20 protein-coding genes are annotated in these 26,046 nt (G+C 40.7%); 12 read left to right on the forward strand and 8 right to left on the reverse strand.

Annotated elements, in window-relative coordinates; genetic code table 11:
* Positions 1-403 precede the first annotated feature (403 nt).
* The gene (locus GT641_RS10590) at positions 404-643 is read left to right on the forward strand and encodes a hypothetical protein (protein WP_161117492.1); all 240 of its coding nucleotides are present in this window, start codon (positions 404-406) and stop codon (positions 641-643) included.
* Positions 644-942: 299 nt separating this feature from the next.
* On the opposite strand, the gene GT641_RS10595 is transcribed toward GT641_RS10590, so the two are convergent.
* Entirely contained in the window at positions 943-2,628 is a 1,686-nt protein-coding gene (locus tag GT641_RS10595; RefSeq protein WP_161117493.1) for an ABC transporter ATP-binding protein, read from the reverse strand.
* Positions 2,629-3,149: 521 nt separating this feature from the next.
* Here GT641_RS10595 and GT641_RS10600 point away from each other — a divergent pair.
* Positions 3,150-4,556, forward strand: coding sequence for a lanthionine synthetase LanC family protein (locus GT641_RS10600; RefSeq protein ID WP_161117494.1), 1,407 nt, complete (start codon positions 3,150-3,152; stop codon positions 4,554-4,556).
* Between the two features lie 26 nt (positions 4,557-4,582).
* Here the strand turns inward: GT641_RS10600 and GT641_RS10605 are convergent, their stop codons facing one another.
* The gene (locus GT641_RS10605) at positions 4,583-5,404 is read right to left on the reverse strand and encodes a MerR family transcriptional regulator (protein WP_161117495.1); all 822 of its coding nucleotides are present in this window, start codon (positions 5,402-5,404) and stop codon (positions 4,583-4,585) included.
* A 110-nt stretch (positions 5,405-5,514) separates the two neighbouring features.
* Between GT641_RS10605 and GT641_RS10610 the strand changes: the two genes are divergently transcribed.
* Positions 5,515-6,855: an MATE family efflux transporter gene (locus GT641_RS10610; protein WP_161117496.1), complete on the forward strand. Its 1,341-nt coding sequence runs from the start codon at positions 5,515-5,517 to the stop codon at positions 6,853-6,855.
* Positions 6,856-7,012: 157 nt separating this feature from the next.
* Positions 7,013-8,386: a YARHG domain-containing protein gene (locus tag GT641_RS10615; RefSeq protein ID WP_161117497.1), complete on the forward strand. Its 1,374-nt coding sequence runs from the start codon at positions 7,013-7,015 to the stop codon at positions 8,384-8,386.
* Here the strand turns inward: GT641_RS10615 and GT641_RS10620 are convergent.
* The gene (locus GT641_RS10620) at positions 8,352-9,143 is read right to left on the reverse strand and encodes an arginase family protein (RefSeq protein WP_192919839.1); all 792 of its coding nucleotides are present in this window, start codon (positions 9,141-9,143) and stop codon (positions 8,352-8,354) included. The two genes, GT641_RS10615 and GT641_RS10620, sit on opposite strands and share 35 nt — an antisense overlap.
* A gap of 297 nt (positions 9,144-9,440) precedes the next feature.
* Between GT641_RS10620 and GT641_RS13225 the strand changes: the two genes are divergently transcribed.
* From GT641_RS13225 to GT641_RS10645, 6 genes are all read left to right on the forward strand, one after another.
* Entirely contained in the window at positions 9,441-10,013 is a 573-nt protein-coding gene (locus GT641_RS13225) for an AAA family ATPase (protein WP_243143747.1), read from the forward strand.
* Positions 9,986-10,762 carry a DUF4143 domain-containing protein gene (locus GT641_RS13230; protein WP_243143748.1) on the forward strand — a complete coding sequence of 259 codons (777 nt, stop codon included), beginning with the start codon at positions 9,986-9,988 and terminating at the stop codon, positions 10,760-10,762. The genes GT641_RS13225 and GT641_RS13230 overlap by 28 nt, the downstream gene beginning before the upstream one ends.
* Positions 10,763-10,885: 123 nt before the next feature.
* Positions 10,886-11,155, forward strand: coding sequence for a sporulation transcriptional regulator SpoIIID (spoIIID, locus tag GT641_RS10630; protein ID WP_021944681.1), 270 nt, complete (start codon positions 10,886-10,888; stop codon positions 11,153-11,155).
* Between the two features lie 208 nt (positions 11,156-11,363).
* On the forward strand, positions 11,364-12,764 hold the full coding sequence (locus tag GT641_RS10635; protein ID WP_161117498.1) for a DUF6034 family protein: 1,401 nt from the start codon (positions 11,364-11,366) through the stop codon (positions 12,762-12,764).
* 1,025 nt (positions 12,765-13,789) lie between these two features.
* Entirely contained in the window at positions 13,790-14,842 is a 1,053-nt protein-coding gene (locus GT641_RS10640; protein WP_243143749.1) for a DNA repair exonuclease, read from the forward strand.
* A gap of 2 nt (positions 14,843-14,844) precedes the next feature.
* Positions 14,845-16,548, forward strand: coding sequence for an AAA family ATPase (locus GT641_RS10645; RefSeq protein WP_161117500.1), 1,704 nt, complete (start codon positions 14,845-14,847; stop codon positions 16,546-16,548).
* 103 nt (positions 16,549-16,651) lie between these two features.
* Here the strand turns inward: GT641_RS10645 and GT641_RS10650 are convergent, their stop codons facing one another.
* The 5 genes from GT641_RS10650 to murC all read right to left on the reverse strand — a co-directional run bounded on the left by GT641_RS10650 (position 16,652) and on the right by murC (position 23,292).
* Positions 16,652-17,725, reverse strand: a complete 1,074-nt coding sequence (locus tag GT641_RS10650) for a PD-(D/E)XK nuclease family transposase (RefSeq protein ID WP_192919840.1) — start codon at positions 17,723-17,725, stop codon at positions 16,652-16,654.
* A 399-nt stretch (positions 17,726-18,124) separates the two neighbouring features.
* Entirely contained in the window at positions 18,125-19,324 is a 1,200-nt protein-coding gene (locus tag GT641_RS10655; RefSeq protein WP_347562890.1) for a ribose-phosphate pyrophosphokinase, read from the reverse strand.
* Positions 19,325-19,420: 96 nt separating this feature from the next.
* A complete protein-coding gene (locus GT641_RS10660; RefSeq protein ID WP_161117502.1) occupies positions 19,421-20,425 on the reverse strand; it encodes an ATP-binding protein in 1,005 nt (334 codons plus the stop codon).
* A gap of 20 nt (positions 20,426-20,445) precedes the next feature.
* Positions 20,446-21,609 (reverse strand): DnaD domain protein, encoded by a 1,164-nt coding sequence (locus tag GT641_RS10665; protein ID WP_161117503.1) that lies wholly within the window; start codon positions 21,607-21,609, stop codon positions 20,446-20,448.
* Positions 21,610-21,909: 300 nt separating this feature from the next.
* Positions 21,910-23,292, reverse strand: coding sequence for a UDP-N-acetylmuramate--L-alanine ligase (gene murC / locus GT641_RS10670; protein ID WP_008402523.1), 1,383 nt, complete (start codon positions 23,290-23,292; stop codon positions 21,910-21,912).
* Between the two features lie 388 nt (positions 23,293-23,680).
* Between murC and GT641_RS10675 the strand changes: the two genes are divergently transcribed.
* Together GT641_RS10675 and GT641_RS10680 are read left to right on the forward strand one after the other, a co-directional pair.
* The gene (locus tag GT641_RS10675; RefSeq protein WP_161117504.1) at positions 23,681-24,445 is read left to right on the forward strand and encodes a YwaF family protein; all 765 of its coding nucleotides are present in this window, start codon (positions 23,681-23,683) and stop codon (positions 24,443-24,445) included.
* 82 nt (positions 24,446-24,527) lie between these two features.
* A complete protein-coding gene (locus GT641_RS10680; protein ID WP_008402527.1) occupies positions 24,528-25,979 on the forward strand; it encodes a 4Fe-4S dicluster domain-containing protein in 1,452 nt (483 codons plus the stop codon).
* Positions 25,980-26,046: the final 67 nt, after the last annotated feature.

The raw sequence follows: 26,046 nt of genomic DNA on the forward strand, positions 1-26,046 counted from the left end.
ATAAAAAAGACAATTACTTAACATTTGAATAGATATGATGGAGGATTCCCAATGCACGAATTCGTATAATCCCTATATTACGATGTAATGTACCCCATAACCCCCAAACCCCCCCAAACCCCCCCTTTTTGGAATCCTCCATGACCTCTCCTTTAAGAATGAGCCTCAGTATTAATTACTGGGGCTCAAGCCCTTTCTATAATTAATTTCCCTAAAAATTTTTATTTATGATGTTTCTATACATAATTTCAATTTCCCCCAGGTTTTTATTTATGTTTAATTGATGCAGCAGACGGAATGGTATAAATCGCTCTCTGGATGTCGATACTCTTTTATAAAGAAAGGAAGCCGGAATGGCTTATATGCATGGTGGTTTCTTTTTGTATGAAAAGAGGAATGGGATATGTTATTTAATAGAAGAAACAGGACTGCAGATCAGGAATATCCGGGGATGCGCCAAAGCCGGAAGCATGGTGTGGATAAGAAGCGTCATTTGGGTAAACAGAAGGGCGTGGATGCGGTTCAGGCAGAGCTGATGGAGCATTATCAAGATTATATGGAAGAATTTGCGGATGAGCTGTCGGCGTTTGGGGTTGTGCAGGAGATGGAGAAGGACCGGGAGATGCTGGAGGATGAGCAGTAGTTTGCCTGATTCGCATATGCTCCTGCGCAAACTCGCCTCCGGCTCAAACATGCGCCCACACATGCTGGCAAGCTGTATTTTATAACGGAAATCTCACTGATATTCATTACAGGGGATGATCAACTAGATAATGCATCTGTGAAAAATATGAGTACAAAGGCAATTCAAATATCTACAAAAGCAAAAACTATTCGCTTAAAATAGTGTGAATTTTTGTTGGGTGGCTGTCGTTCGAACACTAAAATGCAAGAGCGCCAGCCACTTTAAATTTTTTACAAATTCAAATGTAACAAATACTATTATTGCACATTCGCATTATACAATTCCTTAAAATAAGAATCTGTATGTAATAGTTCTTCAAAAGTCCCTTGTCCGACAATCTTCCCTTCTCTAAAGAGAATAATTCTGTCAAAACCGGCAATGGAATTTAATCTATGTGCAATCGCAATGACCGTTTTATCTTTCATTTTTTGCATAACCGATTTCATTACAATCTCTTCTGTTAAATTATCCATTGCAGATGTTGCTTCATCCAAAATGACAAGTTCAGGGTTTTCAAACCACAAGCGGGCGAAAGCAAGTCTTTGTTTTTCTCCACCTGATAAGCAGGTACCTTTCTCACCAATTTCAGTATTTAAGCCTTCCGCAAGATTCTCAACCAAATGAGATAGTTGCACTTCACTCAATGCGTCCAGCATTTGTTCTTCTGACACGTTCTTTTCAAATACCAGATTTTCTTTTATTGTTCCATCAAAAACGGGAACATCCTGCGATATATAGCTAACTTTGTCATACAAATTATTAAGGCAAATTCCACTTAACTTCATATCACCTAAGCAGATTTCTCCCTGATTGTATTTTAGTAATCCCAGTAATATCTTAATCACAGTGGATTTTCCAGAGCCACTTTCTCCTACAAAAGCTATTTTTTGTCCCCTTTTTATGAATAGACTCAAATCATCAATAATTTTCCGTTCTTCATATTGGAACGATAAGTTTTTTATCGCTATTTCACCAATGTCCGTATTAATTGCGTTACCATTTCTTAATTGATTATCATCTTTTAAATCTAAAAATTCTTCAAATCTCTTATAGGACGCCTTGTCCAATTTATATTGAACATAAAGTACATTAAAAATAGCGATCGGCGTGTAAGCATTTTCAATCAGCGCAATGAGTGCAACTATAGAACCCACTGTAAGATTTTTTGTTTTCCATGCGTAAAATAAAATACCAATATCTAACATTGCTACAAGTAGCGCAAATATTGTAAAAAATGCTTCATGAATCATATTCATTTTTACTTTTGATGATACAATATTCTCTTTGGCACTACGAGTTTTCTTTATTTCACTCGGAAACTGTTTGCTCATACGGAATACCAACATTTCCATAAAGCCCCTGACCAGAAAATGATTGAATAGCTCCTCACTGTTCAAAATCTTTTCTTTTATTTTGTATAGAAACTTTAGTAGAATATTGGTTATTATAAAAATAAGCATATAGCCTACAAACAAAATGTAAGTAATTATTTTATCAATCTTCCAAATAAAATATACACTAAAAACAATGGTAGGAAGTAAATCACGAATCAAACGTAACCAGAAATTGAATACTACATTTCTGCCTGCGGATGAGCCATTCTCGATCCTTTGAACAAGTTTTCCAGTACCTATTTTCTGATATTCCGTATAATCGATTGTACTTATTTTTCTAAGCGACAAAAGCTTAAAATCCAGATAAATACCATACTCCAATTTCTTTTCTGGATAATTATCCAGATAGTTCATACAATAATTTACCAGCAAAATAAGACCGTAGGTTATAACTCCTGCAAATGTAAGTGTTCCAGTCGCCAATCCGTCAATAACCTTCTGAAAATAGTCCGTCTTGTAATTAGCCATAAATGCATTAAATATACCTAGTCCAATGTAAGCTAATACCCATATTCTGTTATTCTTTAGAATTTCTTTTATATAGCGCATAACTGTACTCCTTTATATATTGTAGTTCAATCATTTGGACAGTACAGTTAACGACTGCTAGCAAGTTTATTTTCACCTCAGCACAATCTGCCAACAGTTTACATCAACTGTACTGAGTAATTATCTCGGATATATTTCATATCGTTCTCACCTCTTTCAAATAAAGTATTTCCGTTAATCTTATCATATCAAGTCCCAATATTCTAGCGCCATTTCTATAATTTGTTACCAGATTTTCTTTCCCTTATTTTCCCTTATGAGAGTTCGTAAATAAGGGGAGAACGATATAACACGATACAAAATGTAATGGAAAGGACACTTAATAGTATAGTTATAGTTTGGATGTGATTTTAAGGCTTGCTTAATTTGAAAATACATGTATAATTATCATATAGAAATACTAGGAAATAAAAGCACTGAAATAGGAATAACTGGAGAAAGAGATAATAAGCAGCGAGATAAACTGGGACAGAGTGAGAAGTTTTTATAGCATATGATAAAGTTACAAAGGAGACGAAGATATGGCAAAGTTGATCACACCGGAGATTTTTCAGAAGAATACAGCAGAAGATTATTTAAAAGCGGCGATTGATACGGCGGAATGGATCGATACGCTGGCAATTAAGACGGAGTATGGCAGGATCTGGCAGGCTCTGCCGGAAGGACAGGATGGATACCGGGAGGATGTTCCGTTATTTACGCCGAAGAGTATGTATGATGGTTCGGCAGGTATTGGTATTTTCTTCATCCGGTTGTATGAAGCAACCGGAGACACACGCTGGCTGACTGAGGCGGAGGAAGCAGCGGCGCATATTATTGCAACGAAGGTTGGAGTGGAATGGTATCAGACGACGCTTCATTCAGAAGTAAAGGGTATTATTCCGGTTCCGGGCTGGGCGGCAGGCCCTTATAATGGTCCGGTTGGTGAGGCATATTTCCTTGAAGACCTGTATCAGGTGACAGGAAAACAGGAATATCGGGATTATGTATTATATGTTGCGGATGTCCTGCTTGAAGCAGCAGTAACCGATGAGAGAGGACTGCATTGGAGTGATCAGGAGGATATCACCGCAGATGGCGGATTTATCGTATTCTTAGATATCCTTTATCGTAAGACCGGTATAAAGAAATATCTGGATACAGCATGTGCGGCTGCAGACCGGATCGCTCAGGATGCTCTTCCTGCGCCAAATAGCGGAAAGTTCTGGAAGCTGCTTGATCTGTCGATGATCGATTTTGAGAAGGATACGACATTTCCGAACTGGTCACATGGAACGACTGGAACGGCATGGATGTTTGCAGCCTTATACCAGGATACAAAGAAAGAGGAATATCTGGAGTTGGCAAAGGAAGGACTTACATATGCAATGAATATCGCAGTTGGAGATGAGACCGGACGATTGATTCCATATCAGGATCATCCGGTAACAGGTCCGACGTATGACAAATATTATCTCAGTACATGTCATGGCCCGGTTGGAAGTACGCTGGCATTTCGTGAATTATATGAGATTACCGGAGAGGAGATCTACCGGAACTGGACGATCGAATTATCGCGTGGTATCGTCCGTGCCGGTGCGCCGGAGAAACATTCCTGGGGCTTCTGGAACTGCCAGTGCCAGTGCTGTGGAACAGCAGGTATTCTGGAGCATTTTGCTGCCATGTATGAATATACCGGGGAGAAAGAGTTCTATGATTATATGATCCGTACTGCTGATGTAATGCTTTCCGATTCAGATCACCGGACACCGGGACTCCGTACCTGGTATGACAGTTGGTGGAGAACGATCCCGACCAGAGTTGTCAGTTATCCGGGACTGTATGTCGGTGTGGCAGGCTGTGCATCCTCGCTGCTCCGTACCTATGCGGCGCTGACAGGTAAGAAGCTGACTAACCTGTACGAATATCATTTCTTTGAGAAGTTTTAAGCGGAACCCTTATATAAAAATGTAGATCATGCTTCTATGGCTACAGTGATCTCGGTAATGTAGTCTTGCGGGTCTTCGGCAGTGAAGCTGTCTATAACATTGTGCTCCAGATATTCAGAGGAAGTATGTATGTTGTGCTCATGTTTAAAGGTCATCAGGCGGTCGTAAGTATCGCCGATCGTATCCCAGTGACCGGTGTGGTAGGCGGTGAGATATTTTCCTGCAGGCAAGGTATGGACAGGAAGCCCGTAAGGCTTGTTATCTAACAACAGGGCGACATTATCATAGACAGCGTACTTATCTGATTCGATATGGGAAGCATGCTGGAAATATGCCATATCATAATCATTTTTAAAAGTAGAACCGACCGTTAGCAGAAGATTGATCAGGTCATCGGTTTTTCGATACAGTTCAGCATCTGTAGCGGTTGGTGCTTCTGCATAGAGATAGTAGCGTTCCGGGAAGTCAGCAATAAAGATGGCTGTCGGATCGATCTGCATAGCGAAATGGATCTTGCTCTTTTGCTGCGAGATCCATTTTTCCATGGAGCGTAATTTGGCAATCTCTGTATTGATCTGATGTTCACGTTCTTCTAATATATGGAGCATCTTTGTCGGATCACGGTTGGCAAGCTGCTGTTTGATCTCTTTTAACGGCATACCTAGGTCTTTTAATAGAAGGATGGTGTCAAGAATCTCAGTCTGATAGATCGAATAATAGCGGTAACCATTTGGCTGGGTGAGCTCCGGCTGAAATAAACCGATCTCATCATAATGAAACAGGGTTTCTTTTGTTATTCGCATGATCCTGGCGAACTCGCCGGTCGTCATATATATCTTTTTATTCATTTGAATTTCCTTTCATTTTCAAAATTACACTTGACTATAGGGTTACCCTATAGTATATGCTTGGCTTTGTCAATTAGAAAAGTGTTATAAAACGGAGAGGACTTGTTAAAATGGGTAAATCATTAAATCGTCGCATTACGCCATGGTCGCTGCTGAGTTTTGCGGCACCGTCAATCATCATGATGGTATTTATGTCGTTGTATACAATCGTGGATGGTATCTTTGTATCCCGATTTGTCGGAAGTAATGCATTATCATCGTTAAATATCGTATATCCCGTAGTAAATGTGGCAATCGCCATTGCCATGATGCTGGCATCGGGTGGAAATGCGATCATTAGCAAATATCTTGGAGAGGAAAATAAAAAGAGAGCATGTGAGAGCCTGACTCAGTTTGTCACGGTATGTATTCTGGTCAGTCTTGTGATCGTGGTGATCAGTCAGGTGTTCCTGACAGAGATATCCAGACTGCTGGGTTCCAATGAAGTGCTTCTGGCAGACTGTAAAAGTTATCTGGGAATGGTGAGCTTATTCATTCCTGCCTGTATGCTGCAAACGTTGTTTCAGATGTATCTGGTCACAGCGGGACGGCCAACGATGGGCTTGCTGCTTATGATCGGTGCAGGTATTGTAAATGCTGTTCTTGATTACGTATTGATCGTGATCTGTGATATGGGAGTTGCAGGTGCGGCACTTGCAACAGGAATCGGTCAGTGCATTCCCGCGATTGCCGGACTTGTATTTTTCATGTTCTCCAAAGGTGAGCTTCGGTTTACCGGATTCAAGCTTTCCTTGCGGGAGCTTGGACATGCCTGCTATAATGGTTCTTCAGAGATGGTATCAGAGCTTTCAAATTCTGTTGTAACGGTATTGTTCAATCTTGTTCTGATGCGGCTTGCAGGAGAAGCCGGAGTTGCGGCTATCTCAATTCTGCTGTATGGACAATTTTTATTCAATGCATTCTATTTGGGATTTACAATCGGGATCAGTCCGATCGTTGGGTTCCAGTATGGCGCAAAGGATAAGAAAAAACTTCGGAGTATTTATAAGATTGCGTTCCTTTTTGTGGCGGTATCGGCGGTTATTCTGACGGTTATTGCAGAGGTGCTTGCGACCTGGATCATTACGGTATTCACACATGACCCGGCAACATTTGAACTGGCGGAGATCGGATTCAAGATTTTTGCGGTCAATTTCCTGTTCAGCGGGTTGAATATTACATCCTCCGGCTTCTTCACTGCCCTTTCAAATGGTAAGGTGTCGGCGATCATTTCATTCAGCCGGACATTTATCTTTACGGTGTTAAGTCTTCTGATCCTGCCGCATTTCCTTAAGATCTATGGAGCGTGGCTGGCTGTACCGATCGCGGAAGCGGTGACACTTCTTGTGACTGTGCCGTTTCATAAGGTGTATTTTATTGGCAAGGGGGAGAAGAATTATTTGAGGGGATAGATGAATTCTTTTAGACAGTTGCTTTTTAGATTCGTGTTGGTATTGTAGTTGATTCAGCATAATCTTTACACGCGGTTCCGATTCTGTTATAAATAAACTTGGAGAATTCAAATGGAATTTGAATGGTTGACTATATATGGAAGGGACAGGTGAAAATATGTTTTGTAGTAATTGTGGATGTGAATTACAGGATGGTTGGTCGGTGTGTCCGAATTGTGGTATGCGGATAGAAGAAGAGGGGCGGACTTCACAGATGAATGTGGGAATGAATCAATATGATCCGAATTCAGTACAGATGCAGGGGCAACCTTCACGACCGCAACCGCCACAGAAACCATCTTCGGGTGGTTTATCGGGATGGCAGAAATGGTTGTTGATCGTTGTGGGGATTGCTGTATTAACAGTGATTGTAGGATTTGTGGTTTATAAAGTCGAAAGCAAGTTATCTGATAATAGAAGAGATGCAGATAAGACTGTAGAGACCACGGAAGCGACGGAGCAGGAAGATACGCAGGTATCAACCGGGCAGGATACAGAAGTGACAACAGAGAGTGTAGTATCGGGGGAGTCAGATGATACGAAAGCGCCATATTCGGCAGATATGGTTGTAGATTCGAATATTTCTACCCAGGTTCAGTATGAGGGCTATACGGCAGTATATCATTTACCTCATATCAATTATGAGGGAGATGCGTGTGGCAATGTGAATGAGCAGATCGAGAAGCTTGGAAAAAATTATATGAATGAGGATGGAAATGTCTGTATAGGAATCGGCTATAAATGGGCTGTGTATGGAGACATATTATCTCTGCTGGTATCGGTTGATTTTGACTGGGATGCGACGGAATACACGATCTACAACATCAATCTGAAAAAGGATGTCATGTTATCAGAGGACGATCTGCTTGGAGCAGTAAATCTGGATATCTCGGCATATGAAAGCGCGGTAAGAAATGCGTTGGATCAGTATTTCTGGTCATTATATGGCGAAGATAATAAATCAGATGAGGCGTTGAATGAGACTTATAATCAGACAATCGCAGATTCAAATATCAAGGATGCAGTACCTTATATCAATAAAGATGGCGTATTATGTGTCTCAGCGAAGATTTATTCTATCGCAGGTGCCAATTACTATTATCATATGGTAGAGGTACAGGAGCTTGAAGATTCCTGTACATTCAGCGGAGAAAGTGCAGAGTATGATTCAAATGCAAATGTAGATTACAGTGCAAATGAAATTCAGACTTCAGATGACTATATTCTGCCAAACAGTGATTCGGAATACATATCGGACAGTGATCTGGATGGTTTGACAGCAGATGAATGTCGTCTTGCGCTCAATGAAATATATGCTCGTCACGGAAGAAAGTTTAATGATCCGGATTACCGGGCATATTTCAATTCCAAGAGCTGGTACAATGGAACAATCGATCCGGATGATTTTGACGATACCGCTTTATTTAATAAATATGAGATTGCAAATAGAGACTATATCATCGACTATGAGAAGCGGATGGGATATAAGTAGAAATATGCGATCGGATGAAGTCCGCCAATTCATGATTTATCCGTTCGTTCTTTTCTTCGGCTTCCATATATTCCGGTAGTGGCAGATCCGGCTGACATTCACCGCAGATGTCGATGCCGCATATGGTTTCACGGCTTAAGATAATGCCAAGCAGATGTTCCAACATGTCAAGCGTCATGTTACCCTGATTCCAGTTGGTTTCCGTGAAACGGGTGGAGAGAACATCTTTATCAATAGAAATATAAAATGGAACACCTGAAAGGATGTCAGTTGATTTCCTTTGGGCAGTTCCATTTTTTAATTCTTCAGCGGAAAAAGTCAGAAGGCGATCTTTGCGTATCGCATCAATCTGAGAAATATCGGTTGCATCCGGTCCGATCAGAATTAACTGCTTCAGATTCGGATTCTGATCCAGAACAAGACCCGCCCAATCGCCACAGCTCATCATTTCGTTAACGAGTGGCTGCTGCATATCTGTATGGTGGTCGAATACTACGAGCGAGAATGGTTGTTTGATCTGGTCGGTGGTTATCTTTGTTATATAATGAAAATTTCCGGAATCAATAAAATGAATACCTTTAGTGCCATACGGCATGATCCGTTTCTGAATCTCGGCAGCAGCTTCATCTGAACAATATAGATCACAGCCTTCGATGTCAGAGCAGTCGATCCAGTGAAACTGCGAGTTGTTCTTCATATCTTCATCACAATATACATGTGTAAAATCCATAATGTAGTTGTTTGGTTTGTTGTTCATTATCAAAACTTCTTTCTTCAATGCATTCCGCAAAATCAGCACCCTTGCAAGCAAGCGATTTTTCATCATTATATCATGTGCTTCGCACATTCTATGCATTCCGCAAAATCAGCATCCTTGCGAGCAAATAATTTTGCGTTCATTATATCATGGTTCATAAATAATGTACAAACCTTGTATAAACGGACAAAAATATAAAAATAACCTTGTATAAACGGACAAAAATGCAAAAATAACCTTGTATAAACGGACGAAGATATAGCATAATATATATGAAAATATGAAAGAAGGTGTAGAATGAGAAGAAAAATAAAAAATGATATTTTGAATTTTTTGAATCAGGATGCAAAAAAGAAGGCTTTGCTTGTTACTGGAGCCAGACAGATCGGTAAAACATATATAATTAGAGAATGTATAAAGGAAACCACAGCTTCTTTTGTTGAAATCAATTTTATTGAGAATAAAGAGGCAAAAAAATTATTTTCGGATTTTAAAAATACACGCGATTTTTTGCTCAGATTATCGGCATTTACAGAAGGTGAATTAATAAAAGGTGAAACGATTATTTTTTTGGATGAGGTACAGGAGTGTAAGGAGATAGTTACGGCGATAAAATTTTTGGTTGAAGAAGGAAATTATAAATATGTATTAAGTGGTTCCCTTCTTGGTGTTGAATTAAAGGATATTCGATCAATTCCTGTCGGATATTTGCAGGTTATAGAAATGTATCCTATGGATTTTGAAGAGTTCTGTATGGCAAACAATGTGAGCCAACGGATATTGGACTCATTAAAGGATTGCTTTATAAACAAAAAAGTCGTAGATGAAGTTGTACATGAAAAATGTTGGAATTATTTCGCTTATATTTGATCGTTGGCGGAATGCCAGAGGTGGTTAAGCAATATATTGATACAAATAATCTTCAGAATGTTATTGATTTGCAAAGCCAGATTATAATGCAATATAAAAAAGATATTGCTAAGTATGATCCGGAAAGCAAGTTATATTTGGAAGACATATTTGATCTGATTCCAAGTGAATTGAACAATAAGAATAAACGATTTATTATGAAAAATCTTAATGAAAATTTTAAGCTTTCCAGATATGAGAATAGTTTTATATGGCTGAAGGATGCAGAGGTTGCGCTTCCGGTATTTTGTGTATCGGAACCCATGTTACCGTTGCTTATATCCAAATCGACTAATTTATTTAAGTTGTTTCTTGCAGATGTAGGACTTCTTACAGCCATGTATGCAAATGGAATTCAAAAGAAAATGTTGATGAATGAGCTCAATATAAATTATGGTGCAATATATGAAAATGTTGTTGCACAGGAGTTAAAATGTCATGGATTTAATTTGTTTTATTATAACAATAATCGATCTGGAGAATTAGATTTTATTATCGAATATGAAGATTGCGTATTGCCTATTGAGATAAAATCAGGAAAAGATTATGAAAGACATGCGGCTCTTAATAATTGCATGAAAAATCCTAGATATAATATTCATGAGGCGTTTGTTTTCTGTAATGGTAATGTAAATAAAAAAGACAATATTATATATTATCCTATTTATATGGTAACATTTTTGAATAAGGAAAAAAACTGGGAGATATGATATATAAGCTTGATCTAAGCGCATTAATAGAATAAAAATAATTCTATGTTCATTCCATCAGATAGACATACACAAAAATTCCTCTGCATACATTGTAAAAATGAGATTTGCAGGGGAATTTTTTTGAGAGATTATATTGAAGAAAGAGCAGAAGAAATTGGACAATATATCGTGGAAAGCGGAGCGACTGTCCGGCAGACGGCAAAGAAATTCGGAGTAAGTAAAAGTACGGTACATAAAGATGTGACGGAACGGCTGGTGAAGATCAATCCATTTCTGGCGGCAAGGATCCGGGTCGTTTTGGATGTGAATAAAGCAGAGCGGCACATCAGGGGAGGAATGGCAACGAAAGAGAAATATCTGCATGAACGGGAAGAACAAGAGGTGCAATGAATAAAAATATTTGCATAGATCGGTATAAGGCGAAAAGATATGGAGTCAGAAGATGACATGATGACGCAGAGAGGCAATTTGAAAAAGATTGCTTCTCTTTTTTAGTTTACTTGTGTTATCAGATGAGATTGGTTAAAATGAAAAATAGATATAACGAGGAGAATGTACGAGAATAAGGGGTAAAAGATAGTTAACGGAGGCGATTACAATGAGACAGAAGTTATGGAGAAAGAAAAAGTTTGTGGTAATGGCAGCGGCATTTGCATGTATTGCAGCTTTGTCCGCGTGTGGAAAAAAAGATACCGATTATAATGTGGATGTAGGTAATGGAGATGGCGGAAGCGTTCAGAGTAAATATAGTATTCCGGAATCGTGTGATACCACATTTGACGCAGGATCGATCGGGCTTAAAGAGATCCGGTTGACAGATTCGGATATTACTGTGCCGAATACCGGTGCAATGTATGTAGCTCCGGTAAAGATGAAAGAGATCGATTCGGAATATCGAAAAAATCTGGTAGAAAAGTTATTTGACACAGATAAGGGTGTCTATGTCTATTATGATATGGAGAATATGGACAAGCTGTCAAAAGAGGATATTCAGGAATATATCGATCTGTACGAGCAGCAGAAAAAGGCAGATCCGTCAAATGCAGCGAATTATGATTCGGATATTGACCGTATGAACCGTTTGCTGCAAACGACATCAAAGCAGAGAGAAAATGCGGGAGATTATTCCGCAGATGAATATATGGGGACAGTTGGTGATCTGGAATACAGAATAAGTTTTCCTCAGGAAGGGGAAAATGATACTCTTTTTCGGATAAAGGAAGATCTTCTGCAGTATCGTCCGATGGAAGGTGCGACCGGTGTATTCACATCCAGCCTGGAAGAATACAATACCGGCTTGGGTGATGAATATGGAGAGTTGGAATCGGATATTAATGAATGTTCACTGTCGGTAGATGAGGCAAGGCAGATTGCTGAAGAATTTCTGTCAAAGATTGGCGGATCGGATGTGATTTTACAGAGTGAATCGGATCTGTGCTGGCTGTATCGGAACGATGGTTCGTCTGACCAGAATCTGCCGACGGTTGTAGATGGATATTCATTTGAATACATAAGATCGGTTATGGATCAGCCAGTATCGGATGTAGCAGTCTGGACTGCTGATAATCTTCGTCAGGCAAATGGATTTGTGAATGTTCCGATCGAGAAATATACGATTCAGGTAGATGCAAATGGTGTGATCGATGCTCTATGGAACAGTTATCTGGAAGCCGATGGTAGTGCGCAGGCGGTGGAGTTGTTATCCTTTTATGAGATGCTTAAGAAAGCAAATGAGTCGATAGCAGCGTATTATACCAAATATCCGACAGCATATAAGCAGATTGCATTTAACGATATTACGTTGTCTTACTATCTGAAACAGAAGGAAGATGGAAGCGGATTTGAATATGTTCCGGCTTGGATTCTTGCGGAATACGAAGACCCTGCAGATCACGAACTTCCGGAGCAGGTTGTAATTCTGGATGCCAGAGATGGCTCTGCCATCGACCTGATGAAGCTCGCCGAAGCAGTTGGTGGCATTTCCGGTGCAACCGACTGACTTTCTGAAAATTAAAAATTGCTCGATCAATGCCCGGTAGTTGGTGTTACATTAACGTGTTCCGGTTTCTATTCGGTTCGCACACTTATTTGCCAGAAGTCGCCCTAACTCGTCCTTACGGACTCAGACAAGGGCTTGGTGCTGGCAGTTAGTGCGAACCTCATTACGAAATCCTCACAATGTTATTGTAATACCAACTACCGGGCATATTTTCGGCCAATTTTTAATGTCTGCTAAACCAGCACCCGCATTCGCTGACAATATACACCTCCTGACGAAATGCTCGCTATGTTGCTGCAGAATAGACCATTGATATACAGCAGTCGCTAAACACAGTTGATAAAAGGTGCCTGATTGCCGGTTGGGTATATGGTGTTCCGTTAACATTCGGCGAGATTTTGTAATGAGGTTTGCACTAGCTGCCAGTACTAAGCCCTTGTTTGAACCCGTGAGGGTGAGTTAGGGCGGCTGCTGGCAAATCAGCGTGCGAACCGAATAAAAATCAAGTCGAATTAATGGAATATCATATAGTCAACCGGCAATCAGGCAATTTTGTATTATGGGAAAGTTGAATGTCCATCGTGTATCGTAGTCTGTCCTGTAACAACATAGCGAGCATTTCGTAGAGAGGGACATACTGCCAGTGAATGTGGGTGCTTGTTTGAGCCTAGAGGACGAGTTAGCACAGGAGCATGAACGGATTGGGTATAGGCTGGAAGGCGAGGAATATTTCATTGTCAAGCCTGCCCTATCTCCATTACAAACGTTGGTGTAGATTTCGTAATGAGATTTGCACTAGCTGCCAGCATCAAGCCCTTGTCTGAGTCCGTAGGACGAGTTTGGGCGACTGCTGGCAAATAGGCGTGCGAATCGAATAGAAATCGAACCAAGTTAGTAGTGGAGATAGGACAGGCTTGATAATGGAATATCCATAATTCCATTGCCAATCAGGGGGCAGGTGGGGTATAATCAAGGGTGAGTTGCCAGAGGTTTTTCTGGCTGAGAAACAGAAAAGGGGTCATCCTATGAGATTTATTCATATTGCGGACGTCCATCTGGGCGCCGTTCCTGACAAAGATAAAAGCTGGAGCAAAGAGCGGGCAGACGAGATCGAATCAACATTTGACCGCCTTTTGACTGTGGCAGAAGAAAGAAAAGTAGAATTGCTGCTGATCGCCGGTGATCTGTTCCATGCACCGCCATCCCTGCAGGAGTTGAAAAGTCTGGACTACAAGCTGTCAAAGCTTACAAATACAAGAACCATTATGATTGCAGGAAATCATGATTATATCGGAAAAGGTTCACCGGCGGAGAGTTATGAATTTACATCAAATACAGTGTTGATGCCGGCAGATACTTTTAGTAATGCATATCTGGATGATATCAATGTCTGTGTGACCGGATTCAGTTTTGGACAGGTGGAATACACAGAAGATGTTTATGCAGATATCATGCCGCAGATGAAGGATGCGATTAATATTCTGCTGGCGCATGGCGGAGACGAGAAGCACATACCGATCAATTTCAGACGGATGGCAGAAGCAGGATTTGACTACTGTGCACTCGGACATATCCACAAGCCGAAGCATATCGTGAAGAACAAAATGGCATATCCTGGTTCGCTGGAGCCTCTTGATCGGACGGAAACCGGTCGACATGGTTTCATTTACGGACAGATCAAGGATGGCGCGACGAAGATCCGCTGGGAGCCATTTAACTGTCGGAGTTATATTAATCTTGGATTTGCCGTGAAACCGGAATACAGCGGGGCGAAGATTCTGGATGTTCTTGCAAAGCAGATCGAGAGTATGGGTGCTCAGAACATTTATCGTATCATCCTGTCGGGTCACATGGCAAATGGACTGAAGCTGGATTTTTCCGGTCTGATGCGGAATTACAGGATCTATGAGATTGTAGACAATACGTTGTGCGAGTATGATCTGGATAAATTGTATCTGGATAATGAAGATAACCTTCTCGGACAGTTTATTGATCGATTTGCGGAAGCAGATGACGAGATCAGCAAACGTGCCCTGAAATACGGAGTAGAAGCAATACTTGCAACTGGAGATAAGTAAACATGTATATAAATAAGCTGTTATTAAAGGAATTTGGAAAATTTAATAATAAAGAAATTCGGCTTAAAAAAGGTTTGAATCTGATCTATGGTGCAAATGAATCCGGAAAGACGACTGTAAAAGAATTTATCGTTGGTATGTTGTATGGAATTGATAAGACCAGAGGTATCGGTGCGCGACTTGATAATTATGAACTTCGCAAGCCGGTAAATGGCGGTGGGTATTCCGGAAAAGCATATGCGGTAACAGATGAAAAAAGCTATCTTCTGGAGCGGAACTTTCTTCGCACCAGTAAGAATGCGACGCTGACGGAGATTGATACCGGAAAGGAAGTCCAGCTTAAGAATCAGAATTCTTATAAGGGCATCTTGTTTGATGTGGATAAGAGCACCTATATAAATACTCTCTGTATCGGAGAGCATGGTGCAGCACCCGGCAAAGAACTGGCAGAGGATCTCGGGAATTATGTGGTGAATCTGACAACGACCCGAAATGCCGATATTGATAAGACAGAAGCTATCCGTTATCTGAAAAACGAGAGACGGAAATTTGAAAATAAAAAACTGGCGGTGGAGATCGATCAGTTAGGGGAACAAATGGATGCATTGGGTGATGTAGACGGTGATCTGGAAGCGATTCGGGAAGAACGTCGTGAAGAGCTGGATGCATATAATATGGAGATTGCCCGCCTGAAACGAGAAGCAAGGCAGCTTGTAAATGAAAAGGATGCCGCTATTCCGGATGAGGACGAGGATCGAACCAGAAGCCATATCTTCCTTGATGTAGAAGCTCTTGACGATGAGGAAGACGAGAAAAAGAATCGGCCAAAGGAAAAGAAGAAGTTAACAGATAATATTTTGATCATTATGTTGACCGGTGTATTGGTTGTTGCAGCTGTTGTACTTGCTGTTCATCTTTTGAATTTCCAGAAAGCGATTCAGCAGTTATTTACAATCTGCACGATTGCATTTGTCGCAGTTACGATCATTGATGGTTTATTCCGAAAAGGATTCTTCGATGGACCGGATGTTGTACCGGATGAAAAGGAATTTGACCAGATGATTTATGAGCTTGGACGTGCAACAGAATCGAGAACGGTAAGAATCGAGATTGACCGGAATTTTCAGGAGGCGCATGACGCAAAACTTGAGTTATTGAAGTTCAAAGAGCATGATGCCATGGCAAAACGTGATTCCTATTATGAATTAAAAGGAAAACGTGACGAGCTTCAGAAACGATTCGAAGTCTTGGAGAAGGAACAGAAAGCGATCGATCTGGCGATCCAGACCATCAATGATATATCGGTTGATATTTACAATGATTTTGGCGGACAGTTAAACGAGAATATCTCGGAGATTGTTAGTATCATTACAGATGGCAAATATAATGACGTGAAGCTGGATGAAAACATGCACATTTCAGTATTTGACGACGATCATTATATGCCGATCGAATTCTTAAGCAGCGGAACGATCGAGCAGATCTATCTGGCTGTCCGGCTGTGCATCGCAGGTCTTCTCTGCAAAGACCGTATGCCGATCATTGTAGACGATATCTTTACAGCTTATGATGAACATCGCCTGAAAAATGCGCTCTATTGCATGAGCCGTATTGATACGGACCAGATCATTATATTCACATCAAATAATGCCATTGGGGATATGTTGGATGATCTCTCTATGGAATATAATTATGTGGAGTTGTAAATGAATAACAGAATAAATGTAAAAAACCCCTGCCGGTTTCCCAGCCAGTACAGACTTGGAAACCGGCAGGGGTTTTTGTTATATTCTATGGGAGTAAGAGTTGCTATTTATTTAATGCTGCAAGCTGAGCTTGTAGTATGGCAATCTCGGCGTCCTTTTTAGATAAAGCAGCACCCATCTCAGATACTGTAGCATCTCTTTCGGCCAGAGCGGTGACTGCTTCATCACGTTCTTTTTTCAATTCATCGATCATGTAATTGACTGTATTTTCATCCAATTTTCGTAATGCTTCAGAAAACATGGTAACAACCTCCTCCGGGTGATACAGATATTCTGACATATCCATGCAGATAGTCTCCATCCATGGATAGTCGGATATCAGTGCTGCAAGGTCATCCATGGTAGTTGCCGTTAACAGGGATAACCATGCGTTAAGTTCGTTGATATCTTTAGAATACTTACTTTTTCGGAAGACGTCAAGGGCAACGACATAGTATTCCTGTAGAAGACGAAGGCCGATCCCGGTATCAAATGCTGCTTTTCCGTGATGCAGATAAATGTCAGCCAGGTCGGCAGTTTTACATTCTTTCGGGCTGTTTTCAAACATTACGATCGTATAAACGGTTTTCAGATCCTGATAGGTGAATGTACTTCCCTTTTCCCCTTTTACTCTGGTGTACTGGCGGAGCAGAAGATCAGCAGAGTAGCAGGACATCCGCTCACCGGGGAATGTATATGGGATTTTTTGAATTTCGACATTTGCGATTGAACCGTCTTCTAATTGAACAATGATATCCAGAAGTAGGAGAGAGGTTGATGGCAGCATACTGTCTTCATTTGACAGGATACACTTCACGGTTACATTTGTACCGATAATACTGCTGATCAGTCGTGATAATCGTTCCGGGTATACATCCGGGTTAAATAGCTTCTTAAAAAATGGATCATAGGTTAATGGCAGACTTTTCTTACCTTCCATGAATTCGAGAAAGCGCGATTTCCATTTGTCAGGCCAGTTCAGATATGTCCGGTAAATGGATGGATTCTTTTTCAGTTCCATCAGACATTCATCTTTGGTTCGGGATGGGAAAAGCTGATGGATGTTTAATGCGGCAGGCTGTATAGCGTTACCTTTCTGTGAGACAGTAACGTTTCTTTTTTCATTTTCATTGTACATAAATTTATTTCCTCTTAATTTCCGGCGCCTGTTTTATCGACAAGGTCAGCTTACCAGAAATAAAAAGAAAAAGTTCATAAATGTAATGAATGGTATGTCTGGATGTAACAATTTGCACTTTTTACAAATAATTCGAACTGGAATTATTGACAAAAACCATGCTCATAACACAAAACCCCGCTTGCTTTCATCTCTATCGTAGGTAGGAATTGAAACATCAGTGGAACTTTCGTTATGAGATTTGCACTAGCTGTCAGCACTAAGCCCATGTTTGAGCCTGATAAGGCGAGTTTGGGCGACTGCTGACAAATAGGCGTGCAAATCGAATAGAAAGTGCAACGCGTTTCAAATCCTACCTACGATAGAGCTGGAAGTAAGCGGGGGTTGGGCTTTTATTAATTACATCTCATAATTATCTGAGATGGTATGTTTTTCTTTATACTCAGCGATACGCGCGTTGATTCGCTCAGCAGGATCTAACAACTCGCTGATAGAAGCATCATGATTCAAGTGATCAATGATCAGAGCGATGTATTTGCTCATATCGGCTGACTCGTACCAGTCTTTCTTAAACAGGTCAGGCATCTGGTAGGTCAGGTTAGTTGTGATGACCTTCTCGATCAGACCATCTTCATGACACTTGTCGAATACGTCAAGACCCTTTGTAAAGAGACCAAAAGTAGCGATACAGTAAACACGTTTTGCTTTTCTCTGCTTTAACTGTCTTGCAACATCGATCATGCTTTCGCCGGAGGCAATCATATCATCAATGATGATAACATCCTTGCCCTCAACAGAATCACCGAGAAATTCATGAGCAACGATCGGATTTCTTCCATCAACAACGCGTGAGTAGTCACGGCGTTTGTAGAACATTCCGACATCTACACCTAACAGGTTTGCGAAGTAGATTGCTCTGTGCATAGCACCTTCATCCGGGGAGATGACCATCATGTGGTTGTTGTCGATCTCAAGATCCGGTGTAGTACGAAGCAAAGTCTTGATGAACTGGTAGGTTGGACGTACATTTTCAAATCCACTCTTAGGGATGGCATTTACGACACGAGGATCGTGTGCATCAAATGTCACAATATTGTCAACACCATAAGACTTTAATTCCTGAAGCATAACGGCACAGTCAAGAGATTCTCTGGAAGAACGCTTGTGCTGGCGGCTCTCATAAAGGAATGGCATAATTACTGTGATCTTTTTTGGTTTATCAGTCATAGCGGCGATTAGTCGTTTTAAATCTGCATAATGGTCATCCGGAGACATACGCTGTGGCTGGCCGGCCATCATATAAGTACAGCTGTAGTTGCCGACATCAACCATAATGTAGATATCTTTACCACGAACGGATTCATTCAGAACACCCTTTGCCTCACCGGAACCGAAACGTGGACAATCGGCACTGATCAGGTAAGTATCAGCTTCATAACCGTGGAAGACAATGTTGTCTTTGTGTACATTGTCTCTGTTAGCTCTCCATTTTACGAGATAATGATCAACCTTTTCACCAAGGCCTGTACAACTTTTGTGAGCAACGATTCCGAGACTGCCCACGGGTATGGTTTCTAATTTGCTATCGTCTGGCATGATAAATATCCTCCATAATCTTATAGTGTAATGATCTGATACTTTATAGTGTAAGTATCATTGATAGTATATATGCAAATGCAGAAGACTGCAATGGCATCAATTAGAAGATTTATTCTGAATCATATCTTTTCGTTTCGTATAACGGATATTGGTTCCGTAGAGCTGCAACACTTTGAAGTCGCCAATAATCCTCGACATGATTCTTTCGGTATACCGGTCGGAAAGCTCCCGCATACTCAGGTTCGTAGAGATAAGAGTAGCAAGAGAACGATTATTCCGCATATTAATGATCTCAAATAACTGAGAATTGACAAATGTATTTGGCACTTCCGTACCGAGGTCATCAATGATCAGAAGTTCACAATTATATATATAATCGTAAAGTGCCATGTTTTCTTTTTCACGCACATTACCCATTATAATGCCTGATAAAATATTTTCAAATAAATTTATTGAAGTCAGATAAAGAACTGTATGTCCTTTGTCCAGTAATGCTTTTGCAATGCAGTTGGAAAGAAAAGTTTTTCCAAGTCCTGTTTCACCATAGATCAGAACGCCAGGATGGGATTTTTCAAAATGTTCCACATAGTCTTTACAAGCTGCCAGTGTATTCGATGCATTCTCGTATGGCGTATGTTTGTGAATGCCATCCGGTTCTTTCGAGTAGTAGGTAAGTGAAAATGTGGAGAAATTCTCTTGTTCGAGAATCTTGCGGATCGTGGACTGATTGTATAATTCATCAATGATCTGCTGCGTCATGCATTTGCATGGCTTTCCATCCAGATAGCCCGTATCCTTACAGAGAGGACAGTCATAGATGGGTTCCAGATAATTCTCAGGGTATCCGTGCTGCTTCAGAAGTAATCTCTTTTTATCAGCCAGAGCTTTATTCCGGCGGGAGATGTCGCCCGTATCGACAGTTATTTTGCGGATTCGGTTCCTTGCTGCCTGGATAGAAGAGCTTGCAATCTTCTGATCGATCTCTTTGATTTCCGGAATTCTGTTATATACTTCATTTTTTCGGGTATCTGTCAGATTCGCATTTTCCAGTCGCTTTCGCTGCAGACCCGACAGTATACTATCATAATCTATATTCTTCATAATGTGTATATTTACCTTCGTTATCGAGAATTTATTTCATCAAGAAACAATTGCTCCATTTCATCAAGGGCTGATGACATATCCTTCTGCTGGAAAGAATTAAATGCATTTGGCTTGACAGTATATTGGTTTGCTTTCTGTGATGATTTTTTCTTATCCTCATGGAACTGGTTACTTGCTTTTTCGATATCATCAATGGACTTAATGCCCTGCTTTTTCCAACGCTTTAAGATTCCGTTTACATATGCAAATGTAACATCGTTTGGATGCTGTGCGATTCCCCTGTTGCAGGCTTCTATAATAATAGGAAGATCAAAGCCCATTTCTTTATTCCAGGAGTCCATCCACGCGATCTCGCCTGTGGTAGGGGCTTTACGGTTGATTCCAAGAGCCTTGAATACCGCACGGTAAAGGGGAGTCCCGTTTTCGGCAGCTTCTTTTGCTTCATCCAGAGTATGAATGCCTGCCTTATACCAGTTCTTTGCGATGCCCTCCGCGTACCGCAGATCTAATTTATCGATGCTGACACAGTATTCGATCAGGTATTCCATTACTTCTGTGGAAAATCCAAGCTGGTCATGTATATAGATCAGAATTTCTATGTCATTTACTGATAATTCTTTTCGGAAATAAGTCTCTGCCTCAAAGATAACATCGGCAAATGCATCGTCTGCCTTTGCCTTTGCTGCCAGAGCGGCAGAATATGGCTGCTTTTCAGGAAATTCAGAGGTCGGCTTCTGAACTACATTCGCCTTTGGTACTGTTACTGCTGTATGTACCGGTTCACTGAATGGAGGAGCAGTAGGAGTGCCTGCTTTCTTTTCAGGGAACTTTAATAATGAAATGCTGTCAAGAGACAGAGAGGCATCATCCGTTTTCTTGTCCTTTTCATGTAGAGGAAGCAGCGTTATTCCTGTCAGATGACCGGAAGCATCATATTCCAGCCGCAGTACATCTTCGCTGATCCAGTACCGGATCGCACGGCAGATATCTTTTTCCGTAAGGTTAAAATGATCTGCAATACCGGCAACCGAGACCGGAGATTTGGAAGACATCAGTCTGACAAGATATAGATAGACTTTGACAAATTCGCCATTTGCGTCGGTCATGTAATAATCGATAAAATGATTTGATATCAGGGAAAATGTTTCCTTTGATTCTGTTGAAATTGTGATGTAGTCCATGGTAACTTTTCCCGCCTTTCATTGAAAAAAACTTCTATTACTTAAGAAGCGTTCACATTATAGCATGAGTTTTTTAAAAAGCAAATAGAACAAATAGTCGGTTAGAAAAATGAACAAAGATGTTGATTTTGTGGATAATGTGGAAAAGATGATCGATCGAATATTATTTAATACCATATTTTTGAAAAAGTGGGTAACTTCGGTACTTTCCGGTATATATCAGGTAAAATTTATGTAAACAAACAAATAGAGCCAAATGAGGAAAAGTCGCTCATCTGGCTCTGTGGATAATGTGGATAATTATTTTTTAATAAGCTCATTGCCGATAGAATCGACATTTCCGGCTCCCATAGTTATCAACAAATCATTTTTTTTGCAATTTTTTAATAAATAATTTTCAATGTCTGTAAAGGATGGCAGATAGAACGCATCTGTACCATAGGAAGCGATCTTTTCTGCAAGCTGCTTCGAGGATACAAGACCTGTGTCTTTCTCTCTGGCTGCATAGATGTCAGCAACGATGACATGGTCACAGACACTTAAGACTTTTGCAAAGTCATCGAAAAGTGCGTAAGTTCTGCTGTAGGTATGTGGTTGGAATACACACCATAATTCATGGTAATCGGTATTCTTTGCAGCGGCAAGGGTTGCAGCGATTTCCGTCGGATGATGTGCATAGTCATCCATGACCTTTACATTGTCAAGGATCGTTCCCTTGTATTCGAATCTTCGCTCTGCACCTTTGCAATGAAGCAGACCGGCTTTGATCGCATCGATGTCGATGCCGAGTTCTGTTGCAGCAGCAATAGCAGACAAGGAATTGTATACATTATGCTTTCCGAATACATGAAGTGTGATGTCTGTAATATTTTCCCCGTCGATCACGAGGGTATAGGTAGGACGACCGAATTCATCAAAACGGATATTTGCGGCGCTGTAATGATTCTTTGGGTCTTCACCGAAGGTGATAACCTGACATTTCAGATCTCTCGTTACCGTATCAAAATATTTCATATCACCATTTACAATTACCTTTCCGTTTTCAGGTGTCTTTGTTGCAAACGTATGGAATGATTCAGCAATCTCTTCAATACCACTGAAGAAATCCAAATGATCCGCATCGACATTTAAGATAATACTGATATATGGTGAAAATGCATGAAAACTGTTTGTATACTCGCAGGCTTCTGTTACAAAGTAATCAGAAGAACCTACACGGATATTTCCGCCGATATCATCAATGATTCCACCGACAGAGATTGTCGGATCAACATCAGCTTCTAACATAATATAAGAAAGCATGGCGGTTGTGGTTGTCTTGCCGTGTGTTCCGCTGACGGCGACAGAGTATTTGTAATTGGTCATAATCTGACCCAGAAGCTGTGCTCTTGTCAGCATTGGGATATTTTTAGCTTTTGCAGCCTGAAATTCTTCATTGTCCGGATGGATAGCTGCTGTATAGACGACAAGGTCAATCTGATCTGTAATGTTGCTTGCGGTCTGTCCGATGTTGATCAGAGCGCCCATGTCCGAAAGTTTATCTGTCATATTGGATGCTTTCATATCAGAACCGGTAACTTTGAACCCCTCTTTTATAAGGATCTCTGCAAGACCGCTCATGCTGATACCGCCGATTCCCATAAAATGTACATTTATTGGATGATTAAAATCAATTTTATACATGATGTTTCGCCTTCCTGAAAAGAATATTTGTGAGTATTATAGCATAGATAAAAAAGGAGTGGATTATTTTTTCATAAAAATTGAAAAGTTCAGAATTTAGTGTGCGATGCGGACAAAATGAAAACGAAAAATAGAAAATTATACGGTATCATGTCAAATATAGGCAGATTTCCGTGATTATTAACAGAAATTTGTCGCTTTTTTTGACATGAAAAACATAAATAGTTCACAAATCGTTCATGAAATGTTCACATATATACTGTAACATTCATTATGAAAGCTTTTCATATATTTGAATCCTTTCCCCCCTCATTTGGAGCCACCATTTTGGTGGCTCTTTTCTTTTTATTATCGGATGAAAAGCATTATTTATGGAGATGATAATGGTATGTTTGGAGAATTTTTTCGATATTGGGATGAACTGCCGCAAGATGGTGGTTTTCGATTATTTGGATGGATTCATATAGGCTGGCTGGTTGGAATTACATTTGTATGTATAGTGACCGGTTATTATTATAGAAAGGCAGATGCTGCTGTTCAGGACAGAATCCTGAAAATACTGACGGGGATATGTCTGTGTCTGGAATTAGGCAAGGATCTTTATCTTATACTGATCGGGGAGATGGGGATATCATATCTTCCGTTTGAGATGTGCGGACTGGCGATTTTTGTGGAACTGGGATTTGCATTTTTCCACCGGGAATTTCTGGGAGAAATTATGTGCGTGATCAGTATGCCCGGTGCAATGGCAGCACTGTTATTTCCAGACTGGACCAGATATCCGTTATTTAATTATATGCACATTAACACTTTTCTGATACATGGATTGTTGGTTCTTGTTCCGGTTCTTGTTCTGACATCCGGCAGATACAGACCTTCTATAAAAAGAATCTGGCAAATCTTTTTGTTTTTGTTTACGGTTGTTCCTTCTGTCTATGTTATAAACAGGATCTGGGGCTGTAATTTTATGTTCCTTTGTTACCCATCCAATGGTTCTCCGTTTCTGTCTGTCTATCTGCAGCATGGCTATGTTCCATATCTGATCATATATGCCGTTACAGTCATTCTTTGTATTTTGGTTATATATGGAATACTGGACAAAATCGCTTCCTTTTGTGGTAAAAATGTGGTATACATTAATAGGAAGAATTAGTTGAGAAAAAAGTCATAATAAAAGAAAATATGCGCAGGAAGAACTGTGTATACGGAAGATAGAATACGGAGAATGAGAAAAAATGATAACAAACGATGCGACGCTTTTAAAAGTAAAACATGAAGTATTGTATGAAGTTGCCAAGCTTGCGTATGCCGGACGATTGGAGGAAGAAAGAGACAGTCTTCCTTATAAGATGGTTCCGGGACCGCAGCCGGCGTTTAGATGTTGTATCTACAGGGAACGTGAGGTTATCAGACAGAGAATCCGGCTTGCGGAAGGTAAAGCACCGGGTGCTGAAGATGACGGAAATATCGTACAGGTCATTAATTCTGCCTGTGAAGGATGTCCGATTTCCAGATATGTAGTAACAGATAACTGTCAGAAGTGTATGGGCAAAGCCTGTCAGGCGGCTTGTCGGTTTGGAGCGATCAGCATGGGACGAGATAAGTCCTATATTGATCCATCTAAATGTAAAGAGTGTGGACAGTGTGCAAAAGCCTGTCCTTATAATGCAATCGCAGATCTGGTACGACCTTGCATGAAGAGCTGCCCTGTGGATGCGATCTCGGTGGCCGATAATGGTACCGGTATTGCTGTGATCAATCAGGACAAATGCATCCAGTGTGGATCTTGCGTCCACAAATGCCCGTTTGGCGCGATCGGTTCTAAGACATTTATCGTGGATATCATTAAGAAGATGCGTTCGGATATTAAGGTATTTGCCATGCTTGCACCTGCAACGATCGGTCAGTTTGGTGCAGATATTACGATGGCAAGCTGGAGAACCGCTTTGAAGAAGATTGGTTTTTATGATGTTGTGGATGTATCACTTGGAGCAGATATGACTGCCATGAGTGAGGCAAAGGAATGGATCGAAGCCAAGGAGAAGGGTGAGAAGAAGACAACCTCCTGCTGTCCGGCATTTAAGAACTATATAGAGAAGCATTTTCCGACATTAAAGGATGCGATCTCAGAAACAGTATCACCGATGTGTGCTGTATCCCGTTATATAAAGGAGAAATTCCCGGGGGCAGTTACTGTATTTATCGGACCATGTATTGCGAAGAAAGCCGAATCCATGTCAGGAGAAAAGGATACTGCGGATTATGCACTGACTTACGGTGAGATCCGTGCAATGCTCCGTGCAAAGGGTGTGAAGCTGGAGCCGGAAGAAGATACGGATGATCAGGGCAGTATCTATGGTAAGAAATTTGCAAATGCAGGTGGTGTGACCGCAGCAGTTCTTGAAAGTATGAAAGAACTTGGCTGTACCGGTGATGTATCTGTATGCAAATGCAGTGGCATAACCGAATGCAAGAAAGCATTGACGCTGATGAAGGTCGGAAGACTTCCGGAAGACTTCATCGAAGGTATGGTATGTGAAGGTGGCTGTGTCGGCGGTCCATCGAGACACCGGGATCCGAATCTTGCAATGCGTGACAGAAATGCAGCACTTGCAAAATCGTCGGATATATTGATCAAGGACAATCTGGATAAACAGAATGCAGAGTCGGTTGACATGATCCGTTAGTTATAAGAAGGTGATCGTAATATCGGATGTGGGGACTTCTGATATTACAGGGAAAAGCAGAAACTAT

It is taken from the genome of Clostridium sp. BIOML-A1 (assembly GCF_009874105.1).
In the GTDB taxonomy this organism is placed as follows: domain Bacteria; phylum Bacillota; class Clostridia; order Lachnospirales; family Lachnospiraceae; genus Coprococcus.